The sequence below is a fragment of the Streptomyces sp. URMC 123 genome, from assembly GCF_051386515.1.
GTDB lineage: Bacteria > Actinomycetota > Actinomycetes > Streptomycetales > Streptomycetaceae > Streptomyces.
The window spans coordinates 1-22,432 of the sequence record NZ_JBPQTV010000083.1 but is presented as its reverse complement, the minus strand read 5'-3'; the positions used below and the strand labels follow the sequence as shown (position 1 = coordinate 22,432).

At 73.4% G+C, this 22,432-nt stretch carries 24 protein-coding genes; 7 read left to right on the top strand and 17 right to left on the bottom strand.

Translation table 11 applies throughout. The annotated features are described in order from the left end of the window. A partial coding sequence (locus tag ACSNOD_RS12875) for a sulfurtransferase (RefSeq protein ID WP_436767013.1) occupies window positions 1-894 on the top strand: 894 nt, incomplete at its 5' end. Window positions 895-940: 46 nt separating this feature from the next. Here the strand turns inward: ACSNOD_RS12875 and ACSNOD_RS12870 are convergent. From ACSNOD_RS12870 to ACSNOD_RS12860, 3 genes are all read right to left on the bottom strand, one after another. Then, on the bottom strand, window positions 941-1,501 hold the full coding sequence (locus ACSNOD_RS12870) for a Clp protease N-terminal domain-containing protein (RefSeq protein ID WP_436767012.1): 561 nt from the start codon (window positions 1,499-1,501) through the stop codon (window positions 941-943). After that, window positions 1,501-1,710 carry a helix-turn-helix domain-containing protein gene (locus ACSNOD_RS12865; protein ID WP_436767011.1) on the bottom strand — a complete coding sequence of 70 codons (210 nt, stop codon included), beginning with the start codon at window positions 1,708-1,710 and terminating at the stop codon, window positions 1,501-1,503. Before ACSNOD_RS12865 ends, ACSNOD_RS12870 begins: the two co-directional genes overlap by 1 nt. 152 nt (window positions 1,711-1,862) lie before the next feature. Further along, window positions 1,863-2,957, bottom strand: a complete 1,095-nt coding sequence (locus tag ACSNOD_RS12860; RefSeq protein WP_436767016.1) for an amidase domain-containing protein — start codon at window positions 2,955-2,957, stop codon at window positions 1,863-1,865. 336 nt (window positions 2,958-3,293) lie between these two features. On the opposite strand from ACSNOD_RS12860, the gene ACSNOD_RS12855 reads away from it, so the two are divergent. After that, complete coding sequence (locus tag ACSNOD_RS12855) at window positions 3,294-4,223, top strand: aminoglycoside phosphotransferase family protein (protein ID WP_436767010.1); 930 nt, start codon at window positions 3,294-3,296, stop codon at window positions 4,221-4,223. A 146-nt stretch (window positions 4,224-4,369) separates the two neighbouring features. On the opposite strand, the gene ACSNOD_RS12850 is transcribed toward ACSNOD_RS12855, so the two are convergent. Next, on the bottom strand, window positions 4,370-4,657 hold the full coding sequence (locus tag ACSNOD_RS12850) for a helix-turn-helix domain-containing protein (protein ID WP_436767009.1): 288 nt from the start codon (window positions 4,655-4,657) through the stop codon (window positions 4,370-4,372). Between the two features lie 72 nt (window positions 4,658-4,729). On the opposite strand from ACSNOD_RS12850, the gene map reads away from it, so the two are divergent. Continuing rightward, the gene (gene map / locus ACSNOD_RS12845; protein ID WP_436767008.1) at window positions 4,730-5,497 is read left to right on the top strand and encodes a type I methionyl aminopeptidase; all 768 of its coding nucleotides are present in this window, start codon (window positions 4,730-4,732) and stop codon (window positions 5,495-5,497) included. 140 nt (window positions 5,498-5,637) lie between these two features. After that, entirely contained in the window at window positions 5,638-6,870 is a 1,233-nt protein-coding gene (locus ACSNOD_RS12840; RefSeq protein ID WP_436767007.1) for a carboxylate-amine ligase, read from the top strand. Between the two features lie 78 nt (window positions 6,871-6,948). On the opposite strand, the gene ACSNOD_RS12835 is transcribed toward ACSNOD_RS12840, so the two are convergent. After that, a complete protein-coding gene (locus ACSNOD_RS12835; protein WP_436767015.1) occupies window positions 6,949-7,965 on the bottom strand; it encodes a methyltransferase in 1,017 nt (338 codons plus the stop codon). 483 nt (window positions 7,966-8,448) lie between these two features. Here ACSNOD_RS12835 and ACSNOD_RS12830 point away from each other — a divergent pair, with 483 nt between their 5' ends. Further along, entirely contained in the window at window positions 8,449-8,682 is a 234-nt protein-coding gene (locus ACSNOD_RS12830) for a hypothetical protein (RefSeq protein WP_436767006.1), read from the top strand. A 12-nt stretch (window positions 8,683-8,694) separates the two neighbouring features. On the opposite strand, the gene ACSNOD_RS12825 is transcribed toward ACSNOD_RS12830, so the two are convergent. From ACSNOD_RS12825 to ACSNOD_RS12815, 3 genes are all read right to left on the bottom strand, one after another. Beyond that, window positions 8,695-9,003 (bottom strand): DUF7677 family protein, encoded by a 309-nt coding sequence (locus ACSNOD_RS12825; protein ID WP_436767005.1) that lies wholly within the window; start codon window positions 9,001-9,003, stop codon window positions 8,695-8,697. 158 nt (window positions 9,004-9,161) lie between these two features. After that, complete coding sequence (locus ACSNOD_RS12820; protein ID WP_436767004.1) at window positions 9,162-9,611, bottom strand: SRPBCC family protein; 450 nt, start codon at window positions 9,609-9,611, stop codon at window positions 9,162-9,164. 143 nt (window positions 9,612-9,754) lie between these two features. After that, complete coding sequence (locus ACSNOD_RS12815; protein ID WP_436767003.1) at window positions 9,755-11,050, bottom strand: DUF1266 domain-containing protein; 1,296 nt, start codon at window positions 11,048-11,050, stop codon at window positions 9,755-9,757. 354 nt (window positions 11,051-11,404) lie between these two features. On the opposite strand from ACSNOD_RS12815, the gene ACSNOD_RS12810 reads away from it, so the two are divergent. Together ACSNOD_RS12810 and ACSNOD_RS12805 are read left to right on the top strand one after the other, a co-directional pair. After that, a complete protein-coding gene (locus ACSNOD_RS12810; RefSeq protein WP_436767002.1) occupies window positions 11,405-11,938 on the top strand; it encodes an RICIN domain-containing protein in 534 nt (177 codons plus the stop codon). A 201-nt stretch (window positions 11,939-12,139) separates the two neighbouring features. After that, window positions 12,140-12,934, top strand: a complete 795-nt coding sequence (locus tag ACSNOD_RS12805; RefSeq protein ID WP_436767001.1) for a class I SAM-dependent methyltransferase — start codon at window positions 12,140-12,142, stop codon at window positions 12,932-12,934. A 33-nt stretch (window positions 12,935-12,967) separates the two neighbouring features. Here ACSNOD_RS12805 and ACSNOD_RS12800 read toward each other — a convergent pair whose 3' ends face one another. The 9 genes from ACSNOD_RS12800 to ACSNOD_RS12760 all read right to left on the bottom strand — a co-directional run bounded on the left by ACSNOD_RS12800 (window position 12,968) and on the right by ACSNOD_RS12760 (window position 22,194). Further along, window positions 12,968-13,381 (bottom strand): DUF2690 domain-containing protein, encoded by a 414-nt coding sequence (locus ACSNOD_RS12800; protein WP_436767000.1) that lies wholly within the window; start codon window positions 13,379-13,381, stop codon window positions 12,968-12,970. A gap of 271 nt (window positions 13,382-13,652) precedes the next feature. Further along, entirely contained in the window at window positions 13,653-15,335 is a 1,683-nt protein-coding gene (locus ACSNOD_RS12795) for an ABC transporter ATP-binding protein (protein WP_436767014.1), read from the bottom strand. A gap of 163 nt (window positions 15,336-15,498) precedes the next feature. Next, a complete protein-coding gene (locus ACSNOD_RS12790; protein ID WP_436766999.1) occupies window positions 15,499-15,915 on the bottom strand; it encodes a lasso peptide biosynthesis B2 protein in 417 nt (138 codons plus the stop codon). A gap of 153 nt (window positions 15,916-16,068) precedes the next feature. Continuing rightward, the gene (locus ACSNOD_RS12785; protein WP_436766998.1) at window positions 16,069-16,323 is read right to left on the bottom strand and encodes a lasso peptide biosynthesis PqqD family chaperone; all 255 of its coding nucleotides are present in this window, start codon (window positions 16,321-16,323) and stop codon (window positions 16,069-16,071) included. A gap of 49 nt (window positions 16,324-16,372) precedes the next feature. Further along, complete coding sequence (locus ACSNOD_RS12780; RefSeq protein WP_436766997.1) at window positions 16,373-18,268, bottom strand: lasso peptide isopeptide bond-forming cyclase; 1,896 nt, start codon at window positions 18,266-18,268, stop codon at window positions 16,373-16,375. 191 nt (window positions 18,269-18,459) lie between these two features. Then, window positions 18,460-18,567, bottom strand: coding sequence for a keywimysin-related RiPP (locus ACSNOD_RS12775; protein WP_436766996.1), 108 nt, complete (start codon window positions 18,565-18,567; stop codon window positions 18,460-18,462). Window positions 18,568-19,008: 441 nt separating this feature from the next. Then, window positions 19,009-19,842 carry a nitroreductase/quinone reductase family protein gene (locus ACSNOD_RS12770; protein ID WP_436766995.1) on the bottom strand — a complete coding sequence of 278 codons (834 nt, stop codon included), beginning with the start codon at window positions 19,840-19,842 and terminating at the stop codon, window positions 19,009-19,011. A 601-nt stretch (window positions 19,843-20,443) separates the two neighbouring features. Then, window positions 20,444-21,460, bottom strand: coding sequence for a serine hydrolase domain-containing protein (locus ACSNOD_RS12765; protein ID WP_436766994.1), 1,017 nt, complete (start codon window positions 21,458-21,460; stop codon window positions 20,444-20,446). Window positions 21,461-21,768: 308 nt separating this feature from the next. Further along, window positions 21,769-22,194 carry a HEAT repeat domain-containing protein gene (locus tag ACSNOD_RS12760; RefSeq protein WP_436766993.1) on the bottom strand — a complete coding sequence of 142 codons (426 nt, stop codon included), beginning with the start codon at window positions 22,192-22,194 and terminating at the stop codon, window positions 21,769-21,771. Window positions 22,195-22,432: the final 238 nt, after the last annotated feature.

Here is a 22,432-nt window from a genome sequence, read left to right as displayed (position 1 = left end):
CTCCCCGGGCCGCTCGTCGACGCGGCCCTGCTCGCCCGGTGGCTGCGCACCGAGCGTCTCGTGGTGCTCGACGCCTCGGTGGGCGCGCACCGGGGCTCCGCGCGGCGCATCCCCGGGGCTCGGGTCTTCGACATCGACGGGTCGCTGTCGGACCACTCCTCTCCCCTGCCGCACACCATGCCCGGGGCCGAGCACTTCACCGAGGAGATGCGCTCGCTCGGTGTCGACGACGGCGACACCGTGGTCGTCTACGACGCGGCGGGCATCTACGCGAGCGCCCGCGCGTGGTGGATGCTGCGGGCGATGGGCTGCGACCGGGTCGCGGTGCTCGACGGCGGACTGCCCGCCTGGTCCGCGGCGGGGCTGCCGCTGGAGAGCGGCCCGCCCGCGGCCCCGGACCGCCGCGGCGACTTCACCGCGCGGCCCCGGCCGGGTCTGTTCGTCGACAGCGGCGAGGTGGCCGCCGCGCTGGCCGACCCGGCCGCGGCGGTCGTCGACGCCCGCTCCCGGGAGCGGTTCGCCGGTACGGCGCCCGAGCCGCGCCCCGGGCTGCGCGGCGGCCATATGCCCGGAGCGGTGAACCTGCCCTTCGGGGAGATCCAGCGGGACGGCCGCATGCTCCCCGCGCCGGAGCTGCGCGCCGCCTTCTCGGCCGTCGTCGGCGACCGGAAGCGGCTCGTCCTCAGCTGCGGGTCGGGCGTCACCGCCTGTGTCCTGGCACTGGGCGCCGAACTGGCGGGCTACGGGGCGCTGTCGGTGTACGACGGCTCCTGGAGCGAGTGGGGGCTCCCCTCGGGCCCCCCGGTGGCGACCGGCGCGGACGACGGGGACGCGGCGGCCGGCGGCGGTACGGCGGGTGGCGGGAGCGCGGCGGGCGGCGTTCGCGCCTTGTGACCGGGGCCGTCGGGCCCCCCTGCCGACCGTCGCCCGGGAGGTCGCGTCAGGCCGTGCGCCCCGGGGCGCCGAACATCGCCTGCTCCACGGCCGCGTAGGTCGCGCCGTGCTCCGCCAGGACGTCGGCGACCGCGCCGGGGCGGGCGACCAGGGCGAGCAGCAGGTGCTCGTCGCCGATGTGGCGGTCGCCCCGGCCCAGGGCGATGCGCAGGGACCGCTCCAGGACGTCCTTCGCGGTGCGGGTGAAGGGCCGGCGCCCCGACCACCACCGCTTGGGCCGGGCATCGCCCGCCAGCGCGCCCTCGCCGTGGACCGCCTCCACCCGGGACACGATCTCCGTCACGTCGATGCCGATGTCCGCGAGGGCCTCGGCATCCGCCTTGGTCAGGCCCGCGCGCCGGCGCGCGTCCGCCAGCCCAGCCAGCACGGAGGCCCGTCGGTCGGCGACGCCGAGGACCGAGAAGCCGTACGACGACCGCGTGCCCTCCAGGTCCAGCAGGGCGAGCAGCAGGTGTTCCTCGGTGACGGAGTCGGCGCGCGACCGCTCCGCGTGGGCGACGGCCCCCTTGACGACGTCGCGGGCACTCTCGCTGAACCGCTCGAACATCAATGCCTCCCGTGCTTCTTGTGGACGGCCTGCCGGCTGACGCCGAGTTCGGCCGCGATCTCCTGCCATGACCAGCCCTGGGCGCGGGCGCTTCTGACCTGGACCGCTTCGAGTTGCTCCAGCAGTCGGCGCAGCGCGGCCACGGCCCGCAGCCCGACCCGGGGGTCGCGGTCGCCCGCACGCGTGGCGAGATCGGTCGCTTCGCTCATGCCGTCAACTTACGTTGACAGGTCGGGCGCCGTCAACCCTGGTTGACAGCGGGGATTCCGGGGCGGGAGGAGGTGCCCCGGGGTCACGGCGCGAGAAGCGACACCGCCGCCCGGCTCGGCGCCGGGCGGCGGGGGTTCGAACGGCCCAACCGTCAGGTGCGGTAGGCGAAGTAGACCGCGTCCGGGTTGGACGCGATGATGCTCGCCACCGACTTCCGGTAGGTGTTGGTCGAGTGGTACGTCATGTACGGAACGCCGGCCCGGCTCCGATACGTGGTGATCATCGAGTGGTCCTTGGACCCGTCACGGTCGAAGTCCAGCTGGAGGATGTCACCGACGTCCATCTGGTAGACGTTGGCGAGGTTGGTCGCCCGCTTCGAGGAGAGGGTGAACCACGACCACTCGTTGGCGCCCACCCACGACACCGACTGGCCGTTGGTGGCGTAGTACCAGGAGCGGTTGTCGTCGGACGGGCCCGGCGCGTCCTTCCAGCCGCCGGCCCGCAGGGCCTGGCTGATGAAGTTCGTGCAGTCGCCGCCGGCGGCGTTGAACTTGCGGTACGCGGGGTTGTAGTTCCGCCAGTACTTCTCCGCGTAGGACGCCATGGCCGCGTAGTTGTAGCCCGTGCCGCTCATCTTCTTCGGCTGCGGGCGGGCGGGCCACGACGTCGAGGCGGGGGTGCCGCTCGGGTAGAGGTTCACCTGCGCCGCCGGGGCCGCCACGGGCTGGTTGATCGCCCGCGGGCCCTCGTCCTTGGGCTGGATGCCGGTCAGCTCCCAGGTCCCGGAGGGCGTGCGGGCGAAGCTCGCCTCGTGGTGGGCGGTGAAGCCGGTGGTCGCCGGCTCGTCACCGCGGACCTTCTTGTAGGTCAGCGTCGTGGTCTCGGTGACCTGGACCGTGGCCCGGCCGTTCTTGACGACGGGCTTGTCGGCGGTCACCTGGGTGTCGGCGGCGGAGTACGCCTCACCCAGGGAGGCGAGCCGCGACTTGCGGGTCCGCAGCGACGAGAGGGCGCCGTCCTCGTTCCGGGCGAGGCCGGACGACAGACGGACCTTCTTGTTCTTGCCGGCCTGCGCGGTGCGCTGCTGGTCGGACTGCTTGTCCGACTGCTTGTTGTCCACGAGCGCCGCCGTGCGCTCGGTCAGGACGGCGCCGGCGAGACGGCCGAAGGACTCGGCCGTCGCGTCGTCCACCGTGCGGCCCTCCGCCGCACCCGCCGAGAAGGAGGGCGCGAGCGCGACCGCCATGGCCCCGGCCAGCGCCACACCCACGGCGGATCTGATGATGGTTCGTTTCACGAAGTTTCCCCTTATCACCCGGTCCTGCATGACCGGGTGGCGGAATCTTCGCACGATCTTTCGTTCTGTTGAGTATGTGGCCGGTATGTGATCAGTATGTGATTGGTTCGTGTGCTGCCGCAATCAGAACCAGGTCTCGCCCGTACTCGGCCCGCCCGGCGGCGAGTTCCGCCGCCTCCCCGGATAGGGTGGGCTCGTGCTGTGACGCCTGCCCGACTGCCGGGCACCCCCGTGAACCTCCTTCGTACACCGCGTGAGCCCGAACCCACGAAGGAGGCATTCAGCATGAACTCATCGACGGCCATCGCCGTCCCCGCCGCGTTCGCCGCGTCGTACGGCCGGGGCAGCGCGTCCGGTCGCGCCTGGCTCGCCGCCCTGCCCGCGCTGGCCGCGGACGCGTTGGACCGCTGGGGGCTGCGGCCGGACGGCCCCGCGGGACACGGCGCGGCCTCACTCGTCCTGCCGGTGACCCGCGCGGACGGAACGCCCGCCGCGCTGAAGCTCCAGCAGGTCACCGAGGAGACCGCCGGCGCCGCGCTCGGCCTGCGGACCTGGAACGGCGACGGCGTGGTCCACCTGCTGGAGCACGACCCGGACACCGGCACCATGCTGCTGGAGCGGCTCGACGCGGCCCGGCCGCTGTCGTCGGTGGCCGACGACGACGCGGCCATGGAGGTCCTCGCGGGTCTGATGGCGCGGCTGGCCGCGGTGCCCGCGCCGCCCGGCCTGCGCCGCCTGGCCGATGTCGCCGGCGCCATGCTCGAGGACGTACCGCGCGCCGTGCCCGCGCTGCGCGACCCCGCCGAGCGGCGGCTGGTGCGTGTCTGCGCGTCCGCCGTGGCCGACCTGATCGGCGAATCCGGCGACCGCCTGCTGCACTGGGACCTGCACGACGGCAATGTGCTCGCCGGGCGGCGGGAGCCCTGGCTGGCCATCGACCCCGAACCGCTCGCCGGAGACCCCGGCTTCGAGCTGCTGCCGGCCATGGACATCCGCTGGGAGCGGGTGGTGGCGGGCGGCGACACGACGCGTACGGTGCTCCGCCGCTTCGACCTCCTGACCGAGGCCCTGGGGCTAAACCGGCGGCGGGCGACGGGCTGGACGCTCGGCCGCGTGCTCCAGAACGCGCTGTGGGACATCGAGGACGGCAAGGGCGCGCTGGAACCGGCGCAGGTCGCCATCGCGGACGCTCTGCTGCGCCACCGCGGGCCCTGACAGGGAGCGGCCGGAATGCGCTGAGTGAAGCGAAGGAAGTAGAGCGAAGGGAGTGAAGGGGGCCGTGGGGCGGCGCCGGTCGGGGCCCGGCGCCGGCTCCCGCGCCCCTTCGTCACGCCGAAGACCTGCTCACGCCGACTGCCTCGTCACGCCGACAGCGCGTGCTCGCCTCCCTCGTCGAGGCCGTCCCAGCCCGCCACGCACTCCGTGGCCAGCTCGTCGAGGGACAGCCCCAGCGCGGCGGCCAGAGCCGCCACGGTGAAGAAGGCCGGGGTCGGGGCCCGGCCGGTCTCGATCTTCCGCAGCGTCTCCGCCGACACTCCGGCCGCCGCGGCGACCTCCACCATGCTGCGTTCGCCCCGCGCCTCGCGCAGCAGAGCGCCGAACCGCTCACCGCGCTGCCGCTCCCAGGGGGTCAAGGGAACTCTCACCATGCCCGTGATACTAATACCGTGATACCAATACCGGTATAACAATTGGACACCAAGGGATGGGGAGCCGCCGCGATGGTGGAGATCAAGACGGATACGGCGCTGGAGGCCATGCGGGAGGCGGGGCGCGTGGTGGCGCACGCCCTCGCCGCCGTACGGGAGGCGGCGGGCGTCGGCGTGTCGCTGCGGGAACTGGACGAGGCCGCCCGCACCGTACTGGCCGAGGCCGGGGCCCGCTCCCCCTTCCTGGGCTATCAGCCCTCCTTCGCGCCCGTCCCCTTCCCCGGAGTGATCTGCGCGTCGGTCAACGACGCCGTCGTGCACGGCATCCCCGGTGACCAGCGGCTGCGCGACGGCGACCTGGTCAGCATCGACTGCGGCGCGGAGCTGGACGGCTGGACCGGCGACGCGGCCGTCAGCTTCGTCGTCGGCACGCCGCGCCCCGGGGACCTGGAACTCATCGCCGCCACCCAGCGCGCCCTGGACGCGGGCATCGCCGCGGCGACCGCGGGGCAGCGCATCGGTGACATCTCGCACGCCATCGGCACCGTCGCCCGGGAGGCCCGCTGCGGCATGCCCCGGGACTTCGGCGGTCACGGCATCGGGCGGCGCATGCACGAGGACCCGCACGTGCCGAACCGCGGGCGGCCCGGCCGCGGCTTCCCGCTGCGCCCCGGCCTGACCCTCGCCATCGAACCGATGCTGATGGCCGGCGGCAGCGACGACTACCGGACGGACGCCGACGGATGGACGCTGCGCACGGCGGACGGGAGCCGGGCCGCGCACATCGAGCACACGGTCGCCGTCACGGAGGAAGGGCCGCGCATCCTCACGCTGCCGTGACGCCCCCGGGGTGGCGGCTCGTGGACGCGCCCACCGGCGGGCGGCTGCTTGAACCCGCCCCCCGCCACGGGCGATGATCGGCCCGAGCGCCGCCCCCGACACCCTGGCCGGGGCCGGCAGCGCGGTCCGCAGGGAGAGGTATGGCAGCGACCGGCGGTCAGCGGCCCCGAGCGCCCGACGCGTCGCCGGCGCCGGGCCCGGTCCCCGTACGGCCCGCGCCGCGGCCGGCCGACATAGCGCCGGCTCCGAGGCCCGCCCCCGTACCGCCGGCGCCGAGGCTGGGGGTGGAGGAGGAGTACTTCCTCGTCGACCCCCGTACGGGCGCGCTCGCCGCCCTCGGTTCGAAGGTCCTGCAGCGGGCCCGGCGGGCGCTCGGCGACCTGGTGTCCGGGGAGTTCACCGAGTACCAGATCGAGGGGAAGACCCCGCCCTGCGGCACCCTCGGCGAGGTGTACCGCCATATCGCCCGGATGCGCACCGAGGTGTCCGCGGCGGCCGCCGCGGAGGGGCTGCACCTCCTCGCCTCGGGCACGCCCATCACGGCCGCGCCCGAGCCCGCGCCCTTCCGGGACGACCCCCGCCTCCGGGTCGGCGCCGACCTGTACCGGGCGCTCAACGACGAGCACACCGTCTGTGCCTTCCACACGCATGTGGAGGTGCCGGACCGGGAGCACGCGGTGCTGGTCGGCAACCATCTGCGGCCGTGGCTGCCGACGCTGGCGGCCCTGGCGGCGAATTCGCCGTTCTGGCACGGCCGCGACAGCGGGTACGCCAGCTGGCGCACGATCGTCACGGGCCGGTGGCCCATCGCGGGCCCTCCCCCGTACCTGGCCCACGCCGAGGAGTACGACCGGCTCGTCGGGGTGCTGCGGCGGACCGGCACCACGCTCGACGACGGCACGCTGTTCTGGGACGTGCGGCCGTGCGCCCATCTGCCGACGGTGGAGGTGCGGGTGATGGACGTGGTGAGCGACGCCCGGGACGCCGCCGTCCTCGCCGTGCTCGTCCGCGCCCTGGTCGTCACGGCGCTCGCGCGGGTGCGCGACGGCGACCCGGGCCCGCGGGTGTGCGACACGCTGCTGCGGGCGGCGTACTGGCGGGCGGCGCGCGACGGCTGCTCCGGCCACGGCATCGATCTGCGCGACGGGCGGCTGCTGCCCGCGGCGGAGGCAGCGCGGCGGCTGCTGGACCACACCGCTCCCGTGCTGCGCGCGTACGGGGAGCTGGCGCATGTGGCCGCGGTGCTGCGGCGGCCGGGGGCTCACGGGGGCGCCGAGCGGCAGCGGCGGGCGCTCGCCCGCCGGGGCAGCCTGCGCGATGTGGTGGACCGGGTGCGGGAGGCGACGGTGTACGTGCCCGAGCCGTGGCCGTGAGCGGCTCGGCGGGGTTCCGCCGGAAGCGGTGAGCGCCCGGTGGCGACGCGCTTGGCGACGTGAGCGCCCGGTGGCGGTTCACTTGGTGGCGATGATGACGCCGTGCGGCGTCCAGCCGGGCAGAGGGATGCGCTCGACGGAGCGGAACCCGCCCTCCCGCAGGCAGTTCTCGTGCGTGGCCCAGGAGTAGATCATGCCGCCCTCGGCCGGCAGCGCGGCGAAGTAGACGCTGTCCAGGGCGGCCACGACGGGCCCGTCGCCCTCGTCGTTCGACATCGAGTTGAAGACGACGACCCGGCCGCCGTCCGGGAGGGCCCGGTACGCCCGGCGCAGCAGCCGGGTGTTCTCCTCCGGTGTCCAGATGACCAGCTGGTGGGCGAAGAGAACGGTGTCGAAGCCGGTGGGGAAGGGGTCGTGGTGCATGTCCGCGGCGAGGACGGAGATCCGGCCGCCGAGGCCGGCCTCAGCGACCTTCTTCTCGGTCATGGGAGCCGTGGGGGCGATCTCCAGGACGGTGATCTCCAGGTGCTCGTGGGCGCGGGCGAGCGCGATGGCGTTCACGGCGTCGCCACCGCCGCAGTCCAGCAGCCGTCGGGCGCCCGACAGGTCCAGCACCTCGACCAGGTGGCGGTTGGCCAGCTCGGACCAGGAGCGCATATAGCGATAGAAGATCTTCTCCAGGTTCCGGTTCTCGCTCAGCCGATGGTAGAGGTCCCGGCCGGTGCCGGGTATGGAGCGCAGGCCCACGTTCCGGTTGGTGCGCAGCGAGGCGGTGAAGTCGAACTGCCCCGGGTAGACGATGTACTGCTCGAAGGCGACGGTGTCCTTCAGGCGCTGCCAGTCGGGGGTCTCCATCAGATCGTCGATGATCCGGGCGAGACGGTAGCGGCCGTCCCGCAGGGTGAGGGTGCCGAGGGAGGTGGCGCCGAGCAGCAGGATGTCATTGGCCCGCTCGGCCAGGCCGAGCTCGTCGGCGATCTCCGGGCGGGTGAGGTCCGGCTTCTCCTTGAGCACCTCGTAGAGGCCGAGCTCGCAGGCGGCGTTGAAGTACTGGAAGGCGGCGTGCCCGAAGAGAATGCGGGCCAGCCCGTCCATGGTGAGGGGCGCGGCGCCGGTGGGTGGGCCGTCGCCCGGGGGCGGGCCATCGTCCCGGGGCGCTACGGGCTCGGGGGTCCGGCCCGAGCCAGGGGGTCGGGGTTCGGGGTTCGCGCGCTGAGAAGTGGACGTCACGGGTTCTCCCTGTGCGTGTGGGTGGTGCGGCTGCCCCTGGCCCCGACCCCCTGATGCCGGCTTCCGTGCCGGCGTCGGTGACGCCGGCGGCTCGTTCGGACCGCTCGGCGCCCACTGTCAGCATGGGCTCCCACCCGGGGAGGCGCACTCCACGCCGCCGCACATACGGCCGAACGGGCGGCCCTGCGGGCCCGGTAAAGTACGACGGCCTTCACGGAGCACGACGCGCGCGACGGCGCGGATTCGTCCTTCGGTGATTCACAGGGTCGCGCGGCCAAGTACGCGACCGGCTCGCTGGTCGGGACCCTGGAGCAGAATCAGCCGTTCGGGACCGAGGGCGTCTGGAAAATGCTGCGCGACGAGAAGTCGGTGATCACCACCGAGATCACCACCGTCGAGGTGCCGACCAGTCTCCCCGGCCCGACCCCGTCCTCCGTGCATGTGAAGGTCGTCTACCGCACCGCGACGACTCCCAAGTCCGGAGAGCCGCGGCTGGGCACCGAGGAGTTGTTTCTGCGCCTGGATCTCACCGATGCGGGATGGCGCGTCATCGCGGTAACGGTGGATCGAGAACGCCGGTGACGTGCCGCCCGTTCAGGGGCCGTGGAGCTCGGTCTCCCAGGCCCGGAACGGCGGCTCGACCCGGTAGCTCGGGTCGCAGTGGGCGCGTATCCACTGCGCGGCACGGTACTGCGCATCCGCTTCGTTCAGCACCTCGCCGTTCGCGTCGACCTGGAGCACATTGCAGTAGATCGCGAAGACCTGCTCCAGGGGCGAGCCGAACCGGAAGAGAGCCGGACGGTAGTCGACACCGTCGAGCAGATCGACGTCGACGGTGCCGTTCGCCAGGTAGAAGGCGAACAGCCGGAGTGAAGCGCGCACGTCGACAGGCAGATGTCCCACCGGCACATCATGCAGGGTGCCCACGCCGGCCTGGCCCGATTCTTCCGACGGCAGAAGCCTGGAAGGACGTACCGCGACGGCCCGGCCGCCCGCCCGGCGAACCGGCGGGCGGGCCGTCGTCCCGGGTACGCGAGGCCCCGGGGTCAGGCGGCGGTGGCTCAGACCTGTCCGCGCCAGGCACCCGTCTCCGTGCCGCGGGACTCGATGAACTCCTTGAACCGCTCCAGGTCGCCCTTGACCCGGCGGCGGACGAAGCCGAGCTTGTCCCCCACGGTCTCGGCGAACCCGTCGGGGTCGAAGTCCATCTGGAGCATCACCTTGCTCCGGGCCTCGTCCAGCCGGTGGAAGGTGACCACACCGGCCTGCCGCGCCTCACCGCCGACGGTGGTCCAGGCGACCCGCTCGTCCGGGATCTGCTCGGTGATCTCCGCGTCGAACTCCCGCTGCGCACCGTTCACCTTCGTCACCCAGTGGGTGAGCGTGTCCGTGCGCTGTTCGATCCGCTCCACCCCCTCCATGAACTGAGGGAACGACTCGAACTGCGTCCACTGGTCGTACGCCGTGCGCACCGGCACGGACACCTCGACCGACTCTTCCACCTTCGACATGGACGACCCTCCTCGCTCATGAATCCCGCTCCGCCCTCCGGAGCGGCATCGACTCGCCTTCCCGGAATGCCTCCGTTCCAACGTGCTCATCTCCGGTCACCGGCCGACGCGGCCCTCCTCCCGGCCCGGGATCAGGCCCGGGATCAGCGCAGGGGCACGGTCGCCCAGGGGCTCTCCGGGTCGCTCGCCAGCGCCCGGTGGGCGTCGAGGGCAGTGGTGTACCAGTCGCCGAAGGCGCCCTCGTCGAAGTGGAGGCACCGCCCGAGGACGTAGCCGGCGGAGAACTCCTCCCACGACGCGTAGACCCGCCGCGCCTCCTCGCCCGCGCGCGCGACGGCCGCGTGCATCTCGGGTTCCGTCGCGTAGCGGGCGCCCCTCCCCCAGCGGGCCATCTTCGAGGCCCGGCCGAGGTCCCAGGCGGCGATGCTGTGGACGCATCCGTCCGGCGGCAGCAGGCCGTCGGCGCGGAAGCGGGACTCGTACCGCAGCACCTTGTCGATCAGGTCGTGGAGGAAGGCCAGGAACGGGCGGAGCTCCTTCTCGCGCTCGGCCGCGTCCTCGGCCCCGCCCGCGGTCCCGTCCGCGAGCTCCTGGCGCAGGGCGATCTCCACGCGGGTGCGCCACAGCGCCGGGTCGACGCGGGTGTGGCCCAGCTCCCGGGCGACCCGGTGGCGCACGCCCAGCACGAAGTCCCAGTACCAGGGGCTGACCTCGCGGTCGAGCAGCCGCTCCTGGATGCCCAGCCAGTCGTCGCGCCCCTCCACTCCCCAGGACTCCGCCAGCCGCTCCACCTCGTTGCTGTAGCCCGCGCCGTGCCAGTTGAGCGTGTTCCAGGCGTCGCCGTTGGCGTAGCAGAGGTGCGCGCCGCAGGCCAGGCCGCGCAGCATGCCCTCGTCGGCGGGGGCGCCCGTACGGCGGGTCTCGACGCGGTCGCCCATGCCGTCCGGGTCGTACAGCTCCTCGTGGAGCTCGCCCCAGATCTCGCGCTCCTCCTCGTCGGCGAGGAACCAGTGCTCGGCCGGGGTGGCGCCGTTGACGACGAGGATCTCGACCCCGTCCTCCGGCCAGATCGCGGCCAGCCCGCCCAGGGTGATGAACTCGTACACCACCTCGGGGTGCGGCCGGGGCAGCACGCCGGCGGTGTAGACCTGGACGAGACGGCGGCCGTCCTCCATCGCCGGGGTGGGCAGGGGCGGCACCCCCTCGCCGCTCCGGGCGGCCGCCAGGCTCACGGGACGGTAGAGCCCCTCGGCGGCGATGACCCGCAGGTACTGGTACCCGGCGGCGTCGTCGCCCGCCTCCCCCTGCCGGCACAGCTCGTGGAGCCGCTGCTCCAGCCGGGCCGGCGCCAGCCAGGGGCCGCCGTCCTCGGGCTCGGGTATGAGGGGGAGGATCTCATCGTGCTGTACGTCCTGCTGCCGTACGTCCTGGGCGTGCATGATCGCAATCTATCGCGGGGCCGCGGGCGCGGAACCGCCCTCGCCCTCCTCAAGATCGAATCGGCGCGGCGGTATGCAAGAATCATGGCGATTGCTCGGGATGTCGGCTCTGCCGCCTCTTGGGCACTTGGGGGGTTCATCCGGGGTGGGCGCATCCGGCGATGAGGGGGACGGGCCGACGCGAGGACGTGTCGGATCGCCGCGCCGCTTCGCCATGTTCGACGTCCGACTCATTCGCGCACGCCGCTTGCGGCACGCCTCGCGCGGGGCCGCCCACGTGTCGTTCGAGCACCAGCCCGTTTCCGGCGGGCGTCCGTTCCCGGAACGAAGTGTGAAAGCGAGCCAGAAGTGAAGATGCGTTCGAAGGCGACGGTCGTGGCGTCGTCCGCCGCCGCCATGGTGATGATGCTGTCCGGCCAGAGCCAGGCCGCCACCATGCCGACCGACGCCCCGCTGCAGTACCCCAATGTCGGCAGCATGAAGTGCCTGGAGATCGAGAACTCCAGCAAGGCCAACGGCGCCCCCGCCCAGCAGTGGGACTGCAAGGGCCAGACGACCTCGCACTGGCGCGTGAAGTACCCGCGCGCCGGCAGCGAGGACTTCCAGCTCATCAACGTCAACTCCGGCAAGTGCCTGGAGGTCGCCGACTCCCGCACCGACAACGGTGCCCCGGTCCAGCAGTGGACCTGCGTGGACGGCAACGACACCCAGCTGTGGCGCAAGACGGACATCGACACCAAGTGGGGCGCCACGTTCATGAACGTGAACAGCGGCAAGCTGCTGGAGATCAACAACTCCAGCAAGGAGAACGGCGCGCGGGCGCAGCAGTGGAGCAAGTCGTCCGCCAAGCCGCTGGGCCAGTACTGGTACATCTACTGGACCAAGTAGGCATCGGGGGCGCGGCCGCGCACGGGGGCCGGCGCGCGCCCCACGGATGCGCCGGTGGGCTCCTCGGGTGCACCGGCGAGCCCCTCGGCAATCGGGCGAAGCGTCGGCCCTTCGCCGCCCGGGGGGCTCCGCCGCCTGCCAAGGTCGGTCGCGCGGAGGCGGGGAAGCCGCGGAGCGGACGACCGAAGGGCAGGGGCCGGCGTGGCGTTGTCGGAGTCGGAGGGTTCCCCGGACGAGGTGCGGGTCATGCCCGTGGACGGGGCCGAGTACGCGCGGGCCTTCGAGCTGTTCCTGGCCGGCACCGACGAGAAGGAGCTGACGCACGACCGCCTGACGGCGATCGTGCGCGGGTTGCCGCGGAGGGGGACGTTCCTCGACGTCGGCGCCGCGGACGGCACCACGACGCGCCATGTGGGCCGGCACTTCGAGCACGTCATCGCCGTCGAGCCCAGCGCGCCCATGCGGTCGACGCTGCGGCGGAACTGCCCCGACGCGGTGATCCTGCCGCGGCCGGTCGACGAGGTACGGCTGGACTCCCCCGTCGATCTGGCCCTGTGCTCCCATGTGCTCTACTACCTGCCGCGGCCGTCCTGGGCTCCGACCGTGCGGCGCGTCGCGTCCTGGCTCGCGCCGGGCGGTGAACTCCTCGTCCTGCTGCAGAACCCCGACAACGACTGCATGCGCATGGTGCGCCACTTCACCGGCGCCCGTTACGACCTCGCGGAGCTGCGGCGGGAGCTCGTGAGCTCCGGCGAGCTCGGCCGGGTCACCCTGGAGACGCTGCCCGTGCGGTTCCACGCCACGAATCTGGCGGACACCATGGCCGTGGCCGAGTTCCTGCTGAGCGTCCCCGACCTGGCCGACGGCGCCGCGTCACCGCCGGCCAGGCGCGAGCTGGAGGCGTATGTGCGCCGGCACTTCACCGACCCCGAGGGCGGCTTCACGATCGCCCACGACCACGACATCCTGCGGGTTCGCCGCGCGGTCACGGTGTGAGGGCCGCCCCGGCGGGAGGCCGGGCCCCGGGGCTCAGTACCACTTGGTGCAGGTGTACTTGCCGCCCACGCCGTCATAGATCTCCACGCAGGCGCGGTACGCCTGACCGTTGTTGACCATGAGGGTGTAGGCCTCGTAGTTGAGGTTGCCGTAGCCGAAGTACGGCGCGCCGCCCTTGGTCTCGATCTTGAACTTCCAGCCGGCGGTCTTCCCGATCCGGGCCCAGGCGGCGCTGCACTTGGAGGAGACGCGCAGCTGGACCTCGGGGCCGCCGCCCACGGGCTTCACGGTGTCCAGCACTCTGGCGTCGTCACCGCAGCCCATGGCCGCGGGGTTCTGCCCCGTGCACGAGGCGCCCTTGCAGGTGGCGGCCTGCGCCGTGCCGACCGGGAGGAGCGCGGTGAGGGCGACGGCCGCGATCGCGGTACCCATGACCTTCTTCAACATGTGGATCTCCATGAGCACACGGGGCGTCCACCGGTGACCGGCGGGTGACTGCCCCTGTCTTCTGTCTTCACGCCCGGGGCGTGGCATACGGCCAACGCGGGGGCGGGCGACGGGACTTACCGGGCCCGCCACCAAGATCAGATTAGGCCGTTCGGTGCGGCGGGATCGCGCCCACAAGCCCCTCACGGCCGTTTTCGCGGCGGAAATCCGTAGAACGACCGAGGTTTCGTCTCCGCGCGGGGCGCCGCCGGCCCGCGGCGCGAAGGCGGGGTCAGCGATGGAGCAGTTGTGTACGGGCCAGCGCGCCGTACAGCGTGTCGCTCGTCATCAGCTCGGCGTGGGTGCCGACGGCCCGGACGCGCCCCGCCTCCATGACCACGATCCGGTCGGCCGTGGTCACGGTCGACAACCGGTGGGCCACGACCAGCACGGTGGTGTCCCGGGCGGCGTCCCTGATCGTGTCGCGCAGCGCGGCCTCGTTGGCCGCGTCGAGCTGGGAGGTCGCCTCGTCCAGCAACAGCAGGCGCGGGCGGCGCAGCAGGGCCCGGGCGATCGCCACGCGCTGCCGCTCGCCACCGGAGAGCCGGGTGCCGCGGTGGCCCACCTCGGTGTCCAGCCCCTGGGGCAGCCGGGCCAGCACGCCGTCCAGCCGGGCCAGGCGCAGGACGTGGTCGAGCCGCTCCTCGGTGGCGTCGGCGGCCGCGAGCGTCAGATTGTCGCGCAGGGTGCCGGCGAGGACGGGCGCGTCCTGTTCGACGTAGCCGATCGCGGCGCGCAGCCGGGCCAGGGGCCAGTGCCGGACGTCCTCGCCGTCCAGCAGCACCCGCCCCGCGTCCGGCTCGTAGAACCGTTCGATCAGGGAGAAGACCGTGGTCTTGCCCGCGCCGGAGGGCCCCACGAACGCGGTCAGCCCCCGCGCGGGCACGCAGAAGGAGACCTCGCGGTGGACGGCGGGCAGCCCGGGGCGGTACGCGAAGCGCACCCGGTCGAAGGCCACGGCGGCCGGGCCCCCACCCCGTACGGGCTCCCCCGGTTCGCCGGCCGCGGGCTCCCCCGGCTCCTCCGCTTCCAGTTCCTCCGCCTCGCGGATGCGGACCGCCGCGGCCGCGCCGATCTGGAGCTGACCGACGCCCTCGACCAGTTGGCCGATCCGGGGGGCGAGGGTGAAGAGGTAGAGCAGAAAGGCGACGAGCGTGGAGACGCCGATCGCGCCGGAGCTGACCCGCGCGCCGCCGACCCCCAGCACCACCAGGAAACAGACCTGGATCACGACCGCCGACGCGGTCGCCGACACCCCCTCCCACGCCGCCGCCCGGACGCCGGCGTCCCGGGCGCGCTCGGCCGCCCGGCGCAGCGCCCGGGCCTCCCGCCGCTCGGCCCCGGACGCCTTGACCGTGCGGAAGGCCCCCATGACCCGTTCGAGCGCGGCCCCCATGCACCCCACCGCCTCCTGGGTGTGCCGGGTGGCGCGGCCGATCCGTGGGGCCACCAGGGCGACGAGGACACCGACGAAGGCGACCACCGCCAGCGTGACGCACAGCAGTACGGCGTCCAGCAGACCCATCATCACCACGGTGGCCACGGTGGTCAGGGTGCCGGTGAACACCGCGGACACCGCCTGCGGCACGGACTGCCGCAGCAGCGTCGTGTCGGAGGTGACGCGGGAGATCAGATCGCCCGGTTCGGTGCGCTCCACCACCGGTATCCGCAGTCGCAGCAGCCGCTCGGTCAGCCGGCGGCGGGCGGCGCAGACGAGGGACTCGGCGGACCACGCCAGCACGTAGTGGCCGAGGCCGGCCAGGGCCGCCCCCGCGACCACGAGCAGGCTGAGCACCAGGACGGGACCGCTCACCGCGTATCCCTGGCCCATGTCGTCGACCACCCGCTTGGCGGCCAGCGGCTGGGCCAGGCCCAGGGTGCTGCCGAGCAGCCCGAGGAGCACCCCGGCGAGCATGCGGCCGCGCCGGGGCCGCAGTTGCTCCAGCAGGGCCCGGTGGCCGGACCGGCCGCGGCCCCCGAGGGCGCTCGGGGGGGCGCCGCCGGGGGCCGGTGCGCGGCCCTCGGCGGCGGGCCGGGTCCCGGAGGGGGCCCCCGAGGGGGGTGCGGCGGTCACCGGTTCACTCCACGGTGAAGAAGCGCTGGAAGTAGTCGGCCGGGGCGCCCTCGCCGACGAGGACGCCCTCGGCCTCCACCCAGGCGTGGGCGGCGAACGGCGGGCGGCTGCGCACGCCGACGCACCAGGTGGGCCACTGCCCGTACCAGCGGCACAGCAGCACGGTGGCGAGGGAGCGGGGCAGGCAGCCCTTGAGCCCGCCGGCGGACAGGCTCACGGCGAGCACCGTGTCCCGCGCACGCGACGCCTCGGCGAGGGTGGCGGGCCGGGCGCCGCGGCGCAGCCGGGCCAGGACGGCGCGGATGCGGCCGGGCGGCTGGGTGGCCAGCAGGTGCGCGCACCCGACCGCCACGCGGGCCACGAGGCGGCGGGCCGGTGGGACGGAGCGGGGGCGGTAGGGGACCGCTTCCGGGGTCGTCATGCGGTGTGCGCCTTCCTTCGGGCTTGCTTCGGGGGCGTACGGGTCCGGGCCGCGCCGTACGAGGCCCTGACGCCGCCCGGGCGACCTTCGCGTCCGCCCGGGCGGCGGAACGGGACCGTCCGGTCGGGGAGACGGGCCCGTTCGAACGGGGGGCTAGGCGAGGAGCCCCGCGGAGCGCAGCTCGTCGAGGACGCGTTCGACGTCATGGCGGGCGACATCCGCGTCGACGCCCTCGTACCGCGTGGTCAGCTCCGCCACCGCCTGGTCCGTGTTCCGGCCGTCGAGCACGGCCTGGAGGACGAGGGCGGCTGTCGGGTTGAGGGTCCAGTACTCGGCGCTGTTCTGGTCGAGCAGGGCCATGCCGTACTCGGTCTCGGTCATCAGGACGCCGGGCTTCAACGCGGTCATCGGCTCACCTCTCGGAGCGGTTCGAAGAAGGGCCAGGGGGCCGGGGCGGTCAGGGAGCGGGCAGGGGGTGGCGGTCCGGCTCGCGGCCCGAGGGCCGGGGCGGTGTCGCCTCGCGGGAGCGCAGCCAGACCTCGCAGGCCACGGTGGGGTGGAGCAGATAGCTCTCGCTCTCCGCCGACAGCGAGCGGCTGCACCAGTCGCGCAGCACGCGCACGTCGATCAGGCCGAGCCGGGCGAGCCGGGACTCCTCGCACAGCGCGAGCAGCCGGCTCCGGTGGTGCCGCAGCCCCGCCTCCTCCTCGAAGGTGGCGTTGGCCTTGGTGTCGCGGGTGCGGCTGACGTCCGGCACGACGCCGCGCATGGCCTCGACGATCAGCGGCTTGTACCGCCATGGGTCGATCCGCTCCCGCGGCCGGACGGCGAGGCCCGCCTCGATGACGCGGTCGTCGTAGTAGGGCGCGGCGACGGTGACGCCCAGGGGCGCGGCCATCTGTCCGATGTGCCGGGTCCACTGGGAGATGCCGTCCATGGCGGCCAGCTCCCGGTGCTCCCCGTGGTCCCGGTGGTTCTTCCCCCGGGGTTCGACGGCGGGGAGGCCGCGCAGCAGCTCGCGGGCGGCGGCGACGGCCTCGGCCGTGGCCCAGGGGGGCATCCTCGGGGGCACCGACCAGTCGAGCAGCGGCTCGTCCACCGGGGCGGGCGGCTCGGTCAGCTCGCGGGCCACCCGGTCGAGCCAGGCCCGGTACGGCCGGCGGTCCAGGAGCTGGCGCGCGACCCGGCGGCGGGACCACTGGTACTTCGCGGCATAGCCACGCAGGTTCCGCAGTGCCGTACGGGGGTGGGTGCGGATCAGCGCGTGCAGTCGGGCCGGTGTCCCGGCGAGGAGTTCGTCGCCGCCCAGGCCGGTCAGGTGGAGGGTCGATCCCCGGGCGGCCGCGAGCTCCACGATGCGCATTCGGCGGTTGCGGTCGACGGTGAGGATGCTGGGCGTGTCCAGGAGGTCGGCGAGGGTGTCGATCCCGTCGAACGTCATGGCCGTGTCCTGGGCGGGTACGACGTGGTGTTCGATGCCGCCCAGGGCGCGGACCGTCCGCTCGGCCCAGTACACGTCGTCGCCGAGTTCGTCGTGGATGGCGGCGGTGTACGCCACGAGCTCGGTGCCACTGCGGGCGGCGGTGCAGCACACGGCGGTGGAGTCCAGCCCGCCGAGGTCGCAGCTCATCAGGTCGCGGCCGCGGGCGCGGGCCGCGACGGCGGCGGTCAGCGCCTCGCGCAGGCGCGTGGCGCCCTCGGCGAGCGGGATGTCGGGGTCGGGGGGCGTCCAGCGGCGCGTCACCCGCGGCCGGCCCTCGGGATCGAGGGTGACGTCGTGGCCGCCGGGGACGGCGTGCACGCCCTGCCACATCGGGGCGCCCGCGAGCGGGTGGGGCACGCCGGAGGCGAGCAGTTCCAGCGCCAGGCGGCGCTCGTCCAGCCCGGCGCCGATCAGTTCGGCGAGCACATCGGCGCGGTCTCCCACCACGCTCACGCGGCCGGCGCCCGGGTGGTCGGGGTCGGTGCGGAAGACGCGCCGCAGTTCGACCACGCCGCCGCGGGCCAGGACCCGGCCGCCGCCGCTGGCCACCAGGTGGAAGCTGCCGTCCCACCGGGTGCTCCACTGCTCCACCACCGTCAGGGACCGCGCCGCGGCGGCCGCGGCGGCGCGGGCGGCCTCCTCCGCGGAGACGGTGTGCTCGCCGATGACGGCGACGCGCGTGTCGCCGTGCTTCCCCACCACGAGGGCGTTGGGCGTCCAGCGGCCCAGCAGCCAGGGGCGCCCGGACGCGTGGCGCAGCCGCGCGGTGGCGTGGCGGGCCGCCCGGGCGGCGAGGCCGGCGGCCGCGTCGGTGTCGGGCAGGGCGACGAACCAGGCGGTGAGGGCCCGGAGGGACAGGTGCTCTTCCACGGCTTCGGCCTTCGGTCGGTGCTGCTCCCGGACGAGGATCGGGTGGCGGCCGAAGCCGCCACCCGATGGCCGGACCGCTCAGCGGCCGTCCGGCCCGCGGTCGGGCCCGTGCCGCTCGACGGTCACGAACCGCTCAGCGGTCATGAGCCGCTGGGCAGCCGCAAGCCGCCCGGCGATCACGGGCCGCCCGCTCACAGGAACTGCTTGCCGCCGAGGACGTCCTTGGGGCCGGTGTTCTTGATCCCGGTCACCTTGCGGAAGCTGCCGGCCTTGGCGAGGGTGGGACGCTCGTACGTCATGGTCTTACTCCTTTTTTCTTCGGGGACGTTGTGCTCATCAGGCGCGCCTGACGCGGATTTGTGAACGGTTTCCGTCTCGCTCAGTCACGAGCGGTCAAATCCGCGCCACCACCGTAAGTACGACCACCCCAACATCACAACAACTTCCTCGCGTTGCTGGTGGTGCGCGACGGGCGCGGATTTTCGTCCACACAACCGGGGCAGCGGTCCGTACGCCCCTGAAATCCGCCGAGCGGCAAAAGTTTCGCGTACGGGCCCGCGGGCAGGAGAAGCCGCGTGCTGTGCAACTCCCGTTCGGAATGGGCGGCATGGCGCCCTTGAAAGATGTCGGCGGCAACGAATTTCCGAGGGCGCGGAGAATCGTTCCCCGCTCGACTTTCCGCCCCTGTCGCAATCCCCCGGCGCCCGCCGCGCGCTCCATGTCGCCGGGCGGCGGGCGGGTCACCCGAGGAAGGGCATCAATTGCTCCTCCTCATGGCGGAGATGCTCCTCCACCGCCTGTGTGAGCCGCTCCACCTCGGGCAGCACCCGTGAGGCGTCCACGGTGCCGTCACCGGAGACGATCACGCGGAGTTCGTCGAGGAGGGCGGCGAGCGTCCGGTGCTCGTCACGCAGCTGCTCCAGGACCGGGGCGAGCTCGGGGTGGCGATCGGCGAGATGGGGGAACATCGCGGCGTCCTCACCGGTGTGGTGGTTGCGGAGCCCTTGGCAGAGCGTGAGGCAGTTGATCCTCAGCTGAGCGCCGAGGCCGGGGCCGGACTCGGCGATCTCCCGCCGGATCAGGGCGAGTTCCCGGCGCAGCCCGCCGTGCACCGCCTTCAGGGCTCCGCCCCAGGTCGTCGCGGTCGGGATCGGGGGGCCGCTCATGGCCTCCGTGAGGGCGACGACCGGAATGATGCGATCCGTCCTGGCCTGGTACTCGGCCCAGCCGGGGTCGGACTCGACCGCGCGGGCGAAGGCGGCGTCGCGCTCCTCGCCCTCAAGGACCTCGGCGTCGGCCTCATAGGTGAAGACGCCGTCCTCGACCGTGACCCGCGGATGGGCCAGCAGATTGCGGAACCAGTCCGGGTGGCGGGGCGCGCCGCCGGCCGAGGCGATCACGAGGACGCGCTCGCCACCGTCGGGGAGGTAGCCGACCGGGGTGGTGTGCGGCTTGCCGGTGCGGGCGCCGGTGGTGGTCAGCAGGAGCAGCCGGCCGCCCTCGAAGGGGCCGCCGACGCGGCCCCCGTTGGCGCGGAACTCCTCGATGACCTGCTGATTGAAGTCGTTCGGCATGCATCTCTCTTTCGTGGAAGTCGGTCGGGTACGGGCACGGCGGCATGGCGCACGGCGGAACCGCGGACCGTGCGCGGGCAGGGTGAACACACCGCACGGCGTTCGCGACGCATGCGGAATTCCGATGCGTGGCATGCGAAAGGCGCGCGGGAAAGGGTGCGGAAAAGGCGCGCGGGAAAAAGGAGGGAGGAACGCGCGTCATCCGACCGGCGTGGCGGTGGATTCATCGCGCACGCGGTCGCACGGCATCACGGGGATGTCCGGTGACGGCGGCGGTGACCAGCACCGCGAAAGCCCTCTGGGAACCTCGGGGCGCGAGGGAATATGTCGCGCGAGTAGCGCGGGGGAAAGGAGATCGGCGGGCCTCTCGCCCGCCTCGGCCTCACGTGGAGGCCGGGCGCCTCACTCGTGCGCGGCCCATGGCCGACCCGGCAGTCATGGAATGCATGCTAATGCGACCGAACAGCCGGGGGCAATACCGAATTTCGTCGATCGCGCCGCCTTCGTATCCGTTACCCGGTCCGCGGCACGATGGAGCGGGCCGGGGTGGGACCGCTCGGACGAGCCGACCGGGGCGCCCGCTCGGGGGTGGCGGCGGCGGTCACCGTGGGGGCGAGGAGCAGAACTCGGCCGCGATGATCTCACCGGCGGCCCCCGCGCCGAAGAACCGGTCGGTGTTGAAGGAGAGGGTCAGCCGGTGCCGTGCGTCGCGGGTGGACAGCGTCCAGGTCTCGGTGCCGGCGAACATGCCGTTGTGGCCCCACAGTGGGACACCGCACGGCGTGGGTACGGTGAACAGCCCCAGCCCGTAGTCCTCGCTGCGAGGGGCGATCGTGGTCATCTTCTTCATCTGCGCGGGCGGCAGAAGTGCTCCGCGCAGGAGGGCGGCGAGGAAACGGTCGAGATCCCGGGTGGTGGTGATGAGGTCGCCGGCGCCCCGGATGATGCTGGGGTTGTACTCGGTGACGTCATGGACGGTCAGATCGGGGTCGTCGTCGTACTGGGTGTAGGCGCGGCCCGCGGGGGCCGGGAGCGTGGCGTCGGTGCCGGGCGCGACAGTGCCCCGCAAACCCAGCGGCCCGATGACGCGGCGGCGCAGTTCGCTCTCGTAGGAGCGGCCGGTGACCCGCTCGACGATGAGCGCGCTCAGGACATAGTTGGTGTTGGAGTAATCCCAATCGGCGCCCGGAGCGAAGGCGGGCGGGTGGTTGACCGCGATGGCCACCAGCTGTTCCGGCTTCCATGTGTCGTACCGGTGGGGCAGCCACTGCGTGCCCCCGTAGCGCACGGCCGGATCGCCCAGGTAGTCGTAGAGCCCGCTGGTGTGGTTCAGCAGCTGCCGAATACTGATCGCGCGCCCATCGTTGCCGTTGCCGCGCACCATGCCCGGCAGCCACTTCTCCACCGAGTCGTCGAGGGCGAGCCGGCCCTCGGCCTCCAGTTGGAGGACGACCGTGGCCAGGAACGTCTTGGTGACGCTGCCGGCCCGGAAGTGGTCGTCCGGGCGGGGCGGCCGTCCGCTCTCGTCGGCGAACCCCGCCGACCCCGTCCACCAGCGGCCGTCCTTGAATGCGCCGGCCAGCACGCCCGGGACGCCCTTGCGGGCCACTACCTCCATGGCCGCCTGCGTACGGTCGTGGCCGCCGCCGGACTCGGGGCTCGCGAGGGCCGGGTGTGACGGGAGGACGGCGAGAAGCCCGCCCATCACGGCGGACACGGCCCCGGACCACCAGCGCTTCCGCCCACAGCGAGCCACGAGTTCCCCCTCTTGTCGACCGACCGGCAGGCGTGGGCCCCCACGCATGGCCTCATGATCACCGACCGGCCGCCGGAGCGGTACGGCTCTTTTCGGTCAGGGCGATCACCAGCGGGACCGCTCCGCGGAGCGCGGTCAGCGGTCAGCGGTCAGCGGTCAGCGGTCAGCGGTCAACGCAGGGTGGCGAGGAGCAGGCCCGCCTCCTTCCGGACGGCGGCATCCGCGTCCGAGGCCAGCTCCGAGCACAGGGCCGCGAGCCGTTCCGCGTCGTCCTCCGACTGGCGGCAGACATTGTCGACGGCGTCGCCGAGGTGATCGGCCGCGTCGTCGTCCGCGGCGGCGAGCGCGGCCAGGACCATGCGCAGGCCCCAGGCGTCCCGGCGTTCCAGCAGGGCCTCCGCCGTCTCCTGCGTCACAAAGGTGTCATGAGGGTCCAGCAGGAGGCGGAGCAGCGCCTCGGCCGCTTCGGGCGCTGCCCCGGTCGCCGGTGCGGTGGCCGCCAGGCGCCGCCCGGCGGCCGCTCTGACGGACCAGGACGGTGAAGCGGCCGCTTCGAGGGGCGGGGTCGGTCCGTCGTCGGTGCGGTCGCGGTTCATGGCCTTCACTGTGGCACGGCCTCCGGGCGCTGAGCTCGTTCTTCACGGTGCGGTCAGCGGCGGCGGGCATGAGGAGCGGTCCGGTCGGCCGTCGAGTCGGGCAATGGCGTCGCGCGGCTCCCGGGCGTCACGGGGGAACTCGAACCGGGGGTGTCACCCCGCGCGGGCGCGTCAGGTCCCGCCGGCTCGTACGGAGGGTCGCCTATACGGGGGCGGGCGCCGGTACGCGGTGGGGGAA

Excerpts from the sequence above, each read along its gene's own strand:
- ACSNOD_RS12840 (WP_436767007.1), top strand. The coding sequence starts at position 5,638 with ATGGCAGCGACCGGCGGTCAGCGGCCCCGAGCGCCCGACGCGTCGCCG.
- ACSNOD_RS12850 (WP_436767009.1), bottom strand. The coding sequence starts at position 4,657 with ATGGTGAGAGTTCCCTTGACCCCCTGGGAGCGGCAGCGCGGTGAGCGG.
- ACSNOD_RS12815 (WP_436767003.1), bottom strand. The coding sequence starts at position 11,050 with ATGCACGCCCAGGACGTACGGCAGCAGGACGTACAGCACGATGAGATC.
- ACSNOD_RS12830 (WP_436767006.1), top strand. The coding sequence starts at position 8,449 with ATGCTGCGCGACGAGAAGTCGGTGATCACCACCGAGATCACCACCGTC.
- ACSNOD_RS12760 (WP_436766993.1), bottom strand. The coding sequence starts at position 22,194 with ATGAACCGCGACCGCACCGACGACGGACCGACCCCGCCCCTCGAAGCG.
- ACSNOD_RS12775 (WP_436766996.1), bottom strand. The coding sequence starts at position 18,567 with ATGACGTACGAGCGTCCCACCCTCGCCAAGGCCGGCAGCTTCCGCAAG.
- ACSNOD_RS12770 (WP_436766995.1), bottom strand. The coding sequence starts at position 19,842 with ATGCCGAACGACTTCAATCAGCAGGTCATCGAGGAGTTCCGCGCCAAC.
- ACSNOD_RS12765 (WP_436766994.1), bottom strand. The coding sequence starts at position 21,460 with ATGGAGGTAGTGGCCCGCAAGGGCGTCCCGGGCGTGCTGGCCGGCGCA.
- ACSNOD_RS12860 (WP_436767016.1), bottom strand. The coding sequence starts at position 2,957 with ATGGCGGTCGCGCTCGCGCCCTCCTTCTCGGCGGGTGCGGCGGAGGGC.
- ACSNOD_RS12800 (WP_436767000.1), bottom strand. The coding sequence starts at position 13,381 with ATGTTGAAGAAGGTCATGGGTACCGCGATCGCGGCCGTCGCCCTCACC.
- ACSNOD_RS12785 (WP_436766998.1), bottom strand. The coding sequence starts at position 16,323 with ATGACCGCGTTGAAGCCCGGCGTCCTGATGACCGAGACCGAGTACGGC.
- ACSNOD_RS12870 (WP_436767012.1), bottom strand. The coding sequence starts at position 1,501 with ATGTTCGAGCGGTTCAGCGAGAGTGCCCGCGACGTCGTCAAGGGGGCC.
- ACSNOD_RS12810 (WP_436767002.1), top strand. The coding sequence starts at position 11,405 with ATGCGTTCGAAGGCGACGGTCGTGGCGTCGTCCGCCGCCGCCATGGTG.
- ACSNOD_RS12865 (WP_436767011.1), bottom strand. The coding sequence starts at position 1,710 with ATGAGCGAAGCGACCGATCTCGCCACGCGTGCGGGCGACCGCGACCCC.
- ACSNOD_RS12835 (WP_436767015.1), bottom strand. The coding sequence starts at position 7,965 with ATGGACGGGCTGGCCCGCATTCTCTTCGGGCACGCCGCCTTCCAGTAC.
- ACSNOD_RS12790 (WP_436766999.1), bottom strand. The coding sequence starts at position 15,915 with ATGACGACCCCGGAAGCGGTCCCCTACCGCCCCCGCTCCGTCCCACCG.
- map (WP_436767008.1), top strand. The coding sequence starts at position 4,730 with ATGGTGGAGATCAAGACGGATACGGCGCTGGAGGCCATGCGGGAGGCG.
- ACSNOD_RS12855 (WP_436767010.1), top strand. The coding sequence starts at position 3,294 with ATGAACTCATCGACGGCCATCGCCGTCCCCGCCGCGTTCGCCGCGTCG.
- ACSNOD_RS12795 (WP_436767014.1), bottom strand. The coding sequence starts at position 15,335 with ATGCTCGCCGGGGTGCTCCTCGGGCTGCTCGGCAGCACCCTGGGCCTG.
- ACSNOD_RS12820 (WP_436767004.1), bottom strand. The coding sequence starts at position 9,611 with ATGTCGAAGGTGGAAGAGTCGGTCGAGGTGTCCGTGCCGGTGCGCACG.